At 70.9% G+C, this 6,489-nt stretch carries 6 protein-coding genes and 1 pseudogene; 3 read left to right on the top strand and 4 right to left on the bottom strand.

From position 1 onward, the window contains the following. Positions 1 to 23 precede the first annotated feature (23 nt). The 3 genes from ACIGO6_RS10650 to ACIGO6_RS10640 form a co-directional block, all read right to left on the bottom strand. Positions 24 to 893, bottom strand: a complete 870-nt coding sequence (locus tag ACIGO6_RS10650; RefSeq protein WP_399874165.1) for a 3-hydroxyacyl-CoA dehydrogenase family protein — start codon at positions 891 to 893, stop codon at positions 24 to 26. 602 nt (positions 894 to 1,495) lie between these two features. After that, entirely contained in the window at positions 1,496 to 2,293 is a 798-nt protein-coding gene (locus ACIGO6_RS10645) for an ABC transporter permease (RefSeq protein WP_399874163.1), read from the bottom strand. Beyond that, on the bottom strand, positions 2,286 to 3,296 hold the full coding sequence (locus ACIGO6_RS10640; protein WP_399874160.1) for an ABC transporter ATP-binding protein: 1,011 nt from the start codon (positions 3,294 to 3,296) through the stop codon (positions 2,286 to 2,288). Before ACIGO6_RS10640 ends, ACIGO6_RS10645 begins: the two co-directional genes overlap by 8 nt. 117 nt (positions 3,297 to 3,413) lie before the next feature. On the opposite strand from ACIGO6_RS10640, the gene ACIGO6_RS10635 reads away from it, so the two are divergent. From ACIGO6_RS10635 to ACIGO6_RS10625, 3 genes and pseudogenes are all read left to right on the top strand, one after another. Then, positions 3,414 to 4,145 (top strand): TetR/AcrR family transcriptional regulator, encoded by a 732-nt coding sequence (locus ACIGO6_RS10635; RefSeq protein ID WP_399874158.1) that lies wholly within the window; start codon positions 3,414 to 3,416, stop codon positions 4,143 to 4,145. Positions 4,146 to 4,273: 128 nt separating this feature from the next. Then, a pseudogene (locus ACIGO6_RS10630) lies at positions 4,274 to 4,883 on the top strand (MBL fold metallo-hydrolase). Continuing rightward, positions 4,883 to 5,470, top strand: coding sequence for a tyrosine protein phosphatase (locus tag ACIGO6_RS10625; RefSeq protein WP_399874155.1), 588 nt, complete (start codon positions 4,883 to 4,885; stop codon positions 5,468 to 5,470). Before ACIGO6_RS10630 ends, ACIGO6_RS10625 begins: the two are co-directional and overlap by 1 nt. Here the strand turns inward: ACIGO6_RS10625 and ACIGO6_RS10620 are convergent. Beyond that, on the bottom strand, positions 5,458 to 6,468 hold the full coding sequence (locus ACIGO6_RS10620; protein ID WP_399874154.1) for an adenosine deaminase: 1,011 nt from the start codon (positions 6,466 to 6,468) through the stop codon (positions 5,458 to 5,460). The genes ACIGO6_RS10625 and ACIGO6_RS10620 overlap by 13 nt on opposite strands. Positions 6,469 to 6,489 lie beyond the last annotated feature (21 nt).

Raw genomic sequence — 6,489 nt, 5'->3', positions numbered from 1 at the left:
TTCGGGAGCAGTCGCGTCGGATGTCACCGCGCGTCCGCGCTGGACGTCGCGTAGTCGTAGAAACCCCGGCCGCTCTTCCGTCCCAGGAAACCGGCGTCGACCATCTTCTTCAGCAGCGGGCAGCACCGGAATTTGGGGTCCTGGAATTCGTCGTACAGGACCGCCAGCGAGTTGACGACCGTGTCGAGGCCGATGAGGTCCGCCGTTTCCAGCGGCCCCATGCGGTGCCCGTAGCCGAGTTTGAAGACGTCGTCCACCTGCTCCGGCGCGGCTACGCCGTCCTGCACCAGGAAGGCAGCCTCGTTCATGAAGAGATGGGACAGGCGGTTGGAGACGAAGCCGGGCATGTCGTTGACGACGATGGGGCGCTTGCCCAGGGAGGCGGCGAACTCCTCGGCCGCTTTCACCGTCTCGTCCGTGGTGTGCTGTCCGCGGATGACCTCGATCCCGTCGATCAGGGGCACCGGGTTCATGAAGTGCATGCCGATCACCCGCTGGGGGTGGGGCAGCAGGGAGGCGATCCGGGTGATCGGCACACAGCTCGTGTTGACCGCGACACGCGCCGTCTCCCCGACGACCTCGCGGAGCCGGAGGTACAGCTCCCGCTTGGCCTCGGGGTCCTCGACGATGTTCTCGACGATCCAGTCCGCGCCGGCCAGGTCCGCCAGGTCGGCGGTGCACGTCACCCGGCCGAGCACCTCGTCGGCCTGCCACTCGGCAACGGCCGGCGACATCATCCGGTACTTCCTGACCAGCCGGCGCATCCGCCCCGGCGCGGAGGCGAGGACGTCGGCGTCGCTGTCGCAAAGTAATACGTCGTATCCGTAGGCCGCGCAGGTAAGGGCGACATCTTTGCCCATAACGCCGGCGCCTATGACTCCAACCGTCGCCATGCTCATAACCTTTTGAGTCGTTGTCCCATGGACGGCAAACGCAACGGCCGCGTCGGCTCGCAGGCAGCCCTCGGCGTACGAAGGCGGTCGCGAGACACGCGTGTGTGTGAATGCCGGAATACATCGACACGGAGCCGTGACACACGGGCACGACGCCCATGGCGCATCACGTCATACACGTGAGGATGACTGAAAAGAGACGACCGCCCAGACCCCCACCCCTTGAGACGACGAACCGTCAAAGGCGGGTCGACGCACCTCGGCACACCGGGGATTCACGTCCCCTCGCCTCTGCCGCGGCGTCCTGAACCGGTGTCCTACTGCCCCCGTTGCTGTGTGAAGCCTCTCCCCCCGAAGCACTGGCCGATCAGGTCATCACGTCCTGACGGCACACCACGTGTTCTTCACGCCAGGGTTACGCGATAACCACTGCCGTGAATCGTATGTAGGGATCTTCCTCAAGTAAAGGGGGATCCAAGGGAAGTTATAGCGATGACAAAGCAATGCCCGGTACGACGTGCGGTTTTGACGCGTCCGCGGCGACCGGGAGGGGCGTGTCGCCCCTCGCCCGGTCGCCGCGGACGCCGCCCGTCGTGGCTGGTTCAGGCCCGTCGGACCAGGGCCCGCACGCTGATCGCGAGACCGAGCACGCACCAGACCGTCAGCACGGCGAGGTCCTGCCAGTCGACTCCCCCGTCGCCCGAGACCAGGCCCGCGCGCAGCAGGTCCGCGGCCGGCCGGAACGGCAGCACGTCGTGGACCGCCCGGAACCAGTCCGGCAGCTGGCTCTCCGGGAACGTGATCGGCGAGAACAGCATCACGAAGAACACCAGGACCTGGCTGGCGAGTTGGGCGAGCAGCGGCGGGAGGAGCACGGCGACCGCGTAGCCGACGGCCGTCGCGACCACCGCGGTGAGCACGGAGGCGGCCACCAGGAGGGGCCAGTCGAAGGAGTAGCTCAGGTCGTAGCGCAGCCAGGCCACGAACACCGCCACCGGGATGCCGGGGAGCGCGACCACCAGCCACACCGTGAGGTCGGCCAGCAGCAGCAGCGGGCGCGGTACCGGCAGCGCGCGCTGGTAGGTGAAGGTGCCGCTGGTGCGGGCCTGCGCCACGCCCTGGGGGACCATGACCAGGCCGATGACCATCAGCAGGACGGTCGGGGTGCCCGTGGACAGGAACTGGGCTGCGGGGCTGTTGACGTCCCCGATGAGGAACCCGAAGCCGACGATGATGCCGGCGGCGAGCAGCGCCTGGATCAGGATGATCAGCGGCAGGATCGCGCCGATCTGGGCCAGGGTCCAGCGCAGCAGGGTCGCGTAGGTCGTCCACAGGCCGGTGCGCGGCGGGACCGCGCGGGCCACACGGGTGGGCGCGGCGACGACGGTTGCCTCAGACACGGGCGGTCCCCTCCGGGAGGTCGGCCGCGTCCGTGGCGGCGTCGGTGGTGGCTCCGGCGGCCCCTGCGGTCACGTCGAGGTAGACGTCCTCGAGGGTGGCGGGGCCCAGCGTGTACTCCTCGATGCGGCGGCTCTCGCGGAGCGTCGTGGCCCAGGCGACGGCGGTCGCGGCGTCGGCCGAACCCAGGGTGAGCAGCACCCGGCGGCCGACGCGGACGCGGCGGGCGACCGGGACCGGCACGGCGCCCGACGGGTCGGACGGGTCGGCCCCGTCGGGGTGCAGCCAGAGTTCGAGCCGCAGGGCGTGGTCGCCGGTCCCGCGCAGCCGGCTCGGCGACCCGGCGGCGACGACCTTGCCGTGGTCGAGCACCACGAGCTCGTCCACCACGCGCTCGGCCTCGACGACGTTGTGGGTCACGAGCAGGACGCCCGCACCCTCGTCGCCCAGGCGGCGCACGGTGTCCCACAGGCGCCGCCGGCGGGCCGCGTCGACGTCGTTGGTGGGCTCGTCGAGGACGACCAGCGGCACCGGCGCGACGGCGGCCATGGCGAACGCGGTCAGCCGGCGCACCCCGCCGGACAGTCCGCGCCCGTCCGGCAGGGCGCGGCGGTCGAGCCATTCGTGGAGGTCCAGCTCCTCGGCGAGTGTGCGGGCCGCCGTCGCGACGGCCGCCTTGGACATGCCGCGCAGGCGGCCCGCGACCTCGATCGCCGTCCTGGGGGTCAGGCCGTCCATCGGCGCCTGCGACTGGGCCTGGAGCGCCACGCAGCGGCGGGCCGTCGCCGGGTCCGCGACGGCGTCCACCCCGGCCACCCGGATCGACCCCGCGTCGGGCTTGAGCAGCCCCACGATCTGCGAGACCAGCGTGGTCTTGCCGGCGCCGTTGTGTCCGAGCAGACCGACCACCTCACCGGCCCTGACCCGCAGACTCACCCCGTCGTTCGCGAGGACCGGACCGAACCTCCTCGTGAGGTTCTCGACCTCCAACACCGCGTCACTCATCGCGCTCCTCCCACCACCCCGGCCCACCACTTCGGTACCCGTGGAATTCAGATACTAACGGTATCTGGATGCCATTGGTATCGCGATGCCGCAAGTACGTCAACTACCATGTGAGTCATGGACCAACGCCTCACGAGCCCCCCGAGCCGGGTACGCCGCAGCCGCGCCGAGCAGAAGCAGGAGACGCGCGAAGCGTTGACCATGGCGGCGCTGATGGCGTTCGCCCGGGACGGCTACCACGGCGCGAGCCTGGACGGGATCGCCGGCGAGGCCGGGTTCTCCAAGGGGGCGGTCTACTCGAACTTCGGCGGCAAGGCCGAGCTGTTCCTGGCCGCGATGGACCACAACCTGCAGGCGCTGCGGGGCGAGGACTGGGACCCGTTCGCCGTGCCGGACGAGGGTGACACCGCCGGTGCGGACTCCGGTGTCGCGGACTCCGGTGTCGCCCCCGCCGAGGAGGCCGCGATGCTGGTGCGCGGCTTCGGCCTGGCGATGCTGGAGTTCATCGCGACGGCCGCCCGCGACGCGGCGCTCGGCGAGCAGCTGCGCGACCGCGTACAGATCATGATCGGCGCCTACGGACGGATCGCGGCCGAGAGCCGGCCGGCCGGTGAGAATCTCCCGGTCGACGACGTCGCGCAGCTCATGGCCGCACTCGACCAGGGCGTGTCGGTGCTCGCCCTCAGCGGCGTGGCCTCGGTCGACGGCGCGCTCCTGCGCACCGGCCTGCGCCGCCTGGTCGACCCGTCGGGCGCCGCCGACGACCCGACACCGTCCCGCACCGGCCGGGGTACGGGCCTCCCGGACGTCGAGCGGGTACAACGCCTCGCCCGGGACACGGACTTCTGACGCGGGCGCACGCCTGGATCGCTGGATTGCTCCCGTTCGCGCCCCATGGGACGAGAGCGGAACAGACTCGGCAGGCGCAGGTCAACTCGTGCCGCGCGCAAATGAGTTGGGGTGTGACCGAGGGCGCTATGCTCACGCAGGTGCGGATCACCAAGTACGCCCATTTCCTGCGTCCGCCTGGAGCACGAAGGCCGCACGCTGGTCGTCGATCCCGGCGTCCGGAGCGAACCGGAGGCGTTCGCCGGCGCGGACGCGGTTCTGGTCACCCATGAACACAACGACCACGTCGACCTGTTGCGACTGAAGGGTCTGGGCGTGCCCGTGTACGCCCCCGAGTCGGCGCGGCTCCTGGGACTGGACTTCAGCGGCGTCGCCGTCGGCGAGGAGTTCACCGCGGCCGGCTTCCGGGTGACCGCGCAGGGCGGGCGGCACGCGCGCATCTACGGCGACCTTCCGGACTGCGCGAACCTGGCCTACCTCGTGGACGACCTCCTCTACCACCCCGGGGACTCGTTCCACCTGCCCGACCGACCGGTGGAAACCCTGCTGGTCCCCCTGCAGGGCTCATGGCTGAAGACGGACGAGGCCATCGACTTCGTCCGCGCTGTCGCCCCGGAACGGGCCTACGGCATCCATGACGGGCAGGTCAACGAGCGTGGCCTGAACAGCCTGAACGGCTGGCTCACCGAAGAGGGCGGCGGTCGCTGTCGCCGGCTCGCGCCGGGAGCGTCCGTCTGATGCCCGGGCCGTCCCACCCCGTCCTCCACACCGTCGACCGCCCTCGCACCCCGGGCCGCCTGAGCACCATGGTCCGGCCTCGCGGCCACGGGCACCTGGCCGACGACATGGCGGCCCTGCGCGACGCCGGCGCCGACATCGTCGTCTGCGCCCTCCCCGACGCCGAGCGCGTCGAGCTGGGGCTCGCCGACGAGCCCCGCCTCGCCGAGGCCGCCGGACTGCGGTTCGTCGCCCTGCCCGTCCCCGACTTCACGGTTCCGTCGATCCCCGTCGTGCTGCCGCTGCTGCGGGAGCTCGCCGGGGAGTTGCGGACGGGCGCCCATGTCGTGGTGCACTGCCGTTGCGCCATCGGCCGGTCCTCGCTGATCGCGGTCAGCCTGATGCTGCTGGAGGGCATGACGTCGGAGGCCGCCTGGGCGGCCATGGCACGCGCTCGACGGGCCAGGGTGCCGGACACCGAGGAACAGCACGCATGGACGCTGGAGTTCTTCCGGGCCGTCGCTCCGGTCGCCCGGAACCGCGGAACGGACCCACCGGACCGTCCGTCCCCGACGGACTCTCCCCCTCCGCCCGCTCAGCCCGCGTAGGCGTCGAGTTCCGCCAGGAAGCGCTCCTTCACGGCGGGCGCCGCCCACGAGATGTCGATGGCGTTGCGCTGCAGGCGGACGAGGTCCTCGTCGGACAGGGCGGCGGGCCCGCGCAGCGCCGCCAGGTTCTCGGCGACGTAGCCGGGGAAGTAGGCCGGGTCGTCGGAGTTGACCGTCACCTTCACGCCCTGGTCCAGGAGCGCCCGGATCTCGGCGGCCTTCAAGCCGTCCGTGACGTGCGCGTTGGAGATGGGGCACACCGTCAGACCCAGGCCGCGTTCCTTGATCCGCGCCACCAGCGCGGGGTCCTCCAGGGCGTTCACCCCGTGGTCGATGCGGTCGACGCCGATCTCGTCGAGGACCTGGCGGATGTGCTCCGTGGAGTTCTTCTGGTCGACGTCGCAGTGCATCGTCAGCCGGAAGCCCTCGGCGCGCGCCCGCGCGAACACGTCACGGAACTTCACCGGCGGGTTGCCCGCCTCGTCCGAGTCCAGACCGACACCGGTGATCCACTCCTTGTACGGGAGTGCCTGCACCAGCGTGGCCATCGCGAACGCGGCCTGGAAGTCCCGCAGGAAGCACATCACCAGGCGTCCCTGGAAGCCGGTGGCCCGCTCGGCGTCGTCCAGCGCCCGCGTGAGGCCCCGGATGACGGTGTCGAAGGCGACGCCCCGCGCGGTGTGCGCCTGCGGGTCGAAGAAGATCTCCGCGTAGCGGACGTTCTGGGAGTGCGCCTTGGCCGCGTACGCCGCGGCGAGGTCGTAGAAGTCCTGCTCGGTGCGGAGCACGGTCATGCCCTCGTAGTACACCGAGAGGAAACCGGGCAGGTCGTTGAAGTCGTACGCGGCGCGCAGCGCGGCCTCGTCGGCGTACGGCAGCTCGATGCCGTTGCGCTGGGCGAGGGCGAACTTCAGACCGGGTTCGAGCGTGCCCTCGATGTGCAGGTGCAGCTCGCACTTGGGCAGGCCCGCGATGAACGCGTCGACGGCGGCGGTCATGGGTGAACTCCTCGTTCGGGC

The organism is Streptomyces sp. NPDC053750 (genome assembly GCF_044544295.1).
Classification (GTDB): Bacteria; Actinomycetota; Actinomycetes; order Streptomycetales; family Streptomycetaceae; genus Streptomyces.
Note: the sequence above shows the minus strand (reverse complement) of the source record. Positions and strands in the feature narration are given on the sequence as shown.

What these genes read in the sequence shown, in the direction of transcription:
- ACIGO6_RS10650 (WP_399874165.1), bottom strand. Translation starts at nt 893, where the DNA reads ATGGCGACGGTTGGAGTCATAGGCGCCGGCGTTATGGGCAAAGATGTC.
- ACIGO6_RS10640 (WP_399874160.1), bottom strand. Translation starts at nt 3,296, where the DNA reads ATGAGTGACGCGGTGTTGGAGGTCGAGAACCTCACGAGGAGGTTCGGT.
- ACIGO6_RS10635 (WP_399874158.1), top strand. Translation starts at nt 3,414, where the DNA reads ATGGACCAACGCCTCACGAGCCCCCCGAGCCGGGTACGCCGCAGCCGC.
- ACIGO6_RS10625 (WP_399874155.1), top strand. Translation starts at nt 4,883, where the DNA reads ATGCCCGGGCCGTCCCACCCCGTCCTCCACACCGTCGACCGCCCTCGC.
- ACIGO6_RS10620 (WP_399874154.1), bottom strand. Translation starts at nt 6,468, where the DNA reads ATGACCGCCGCCGTCGACGCGTTCATCGCGGGCCTGCCCAAGTGCGAG.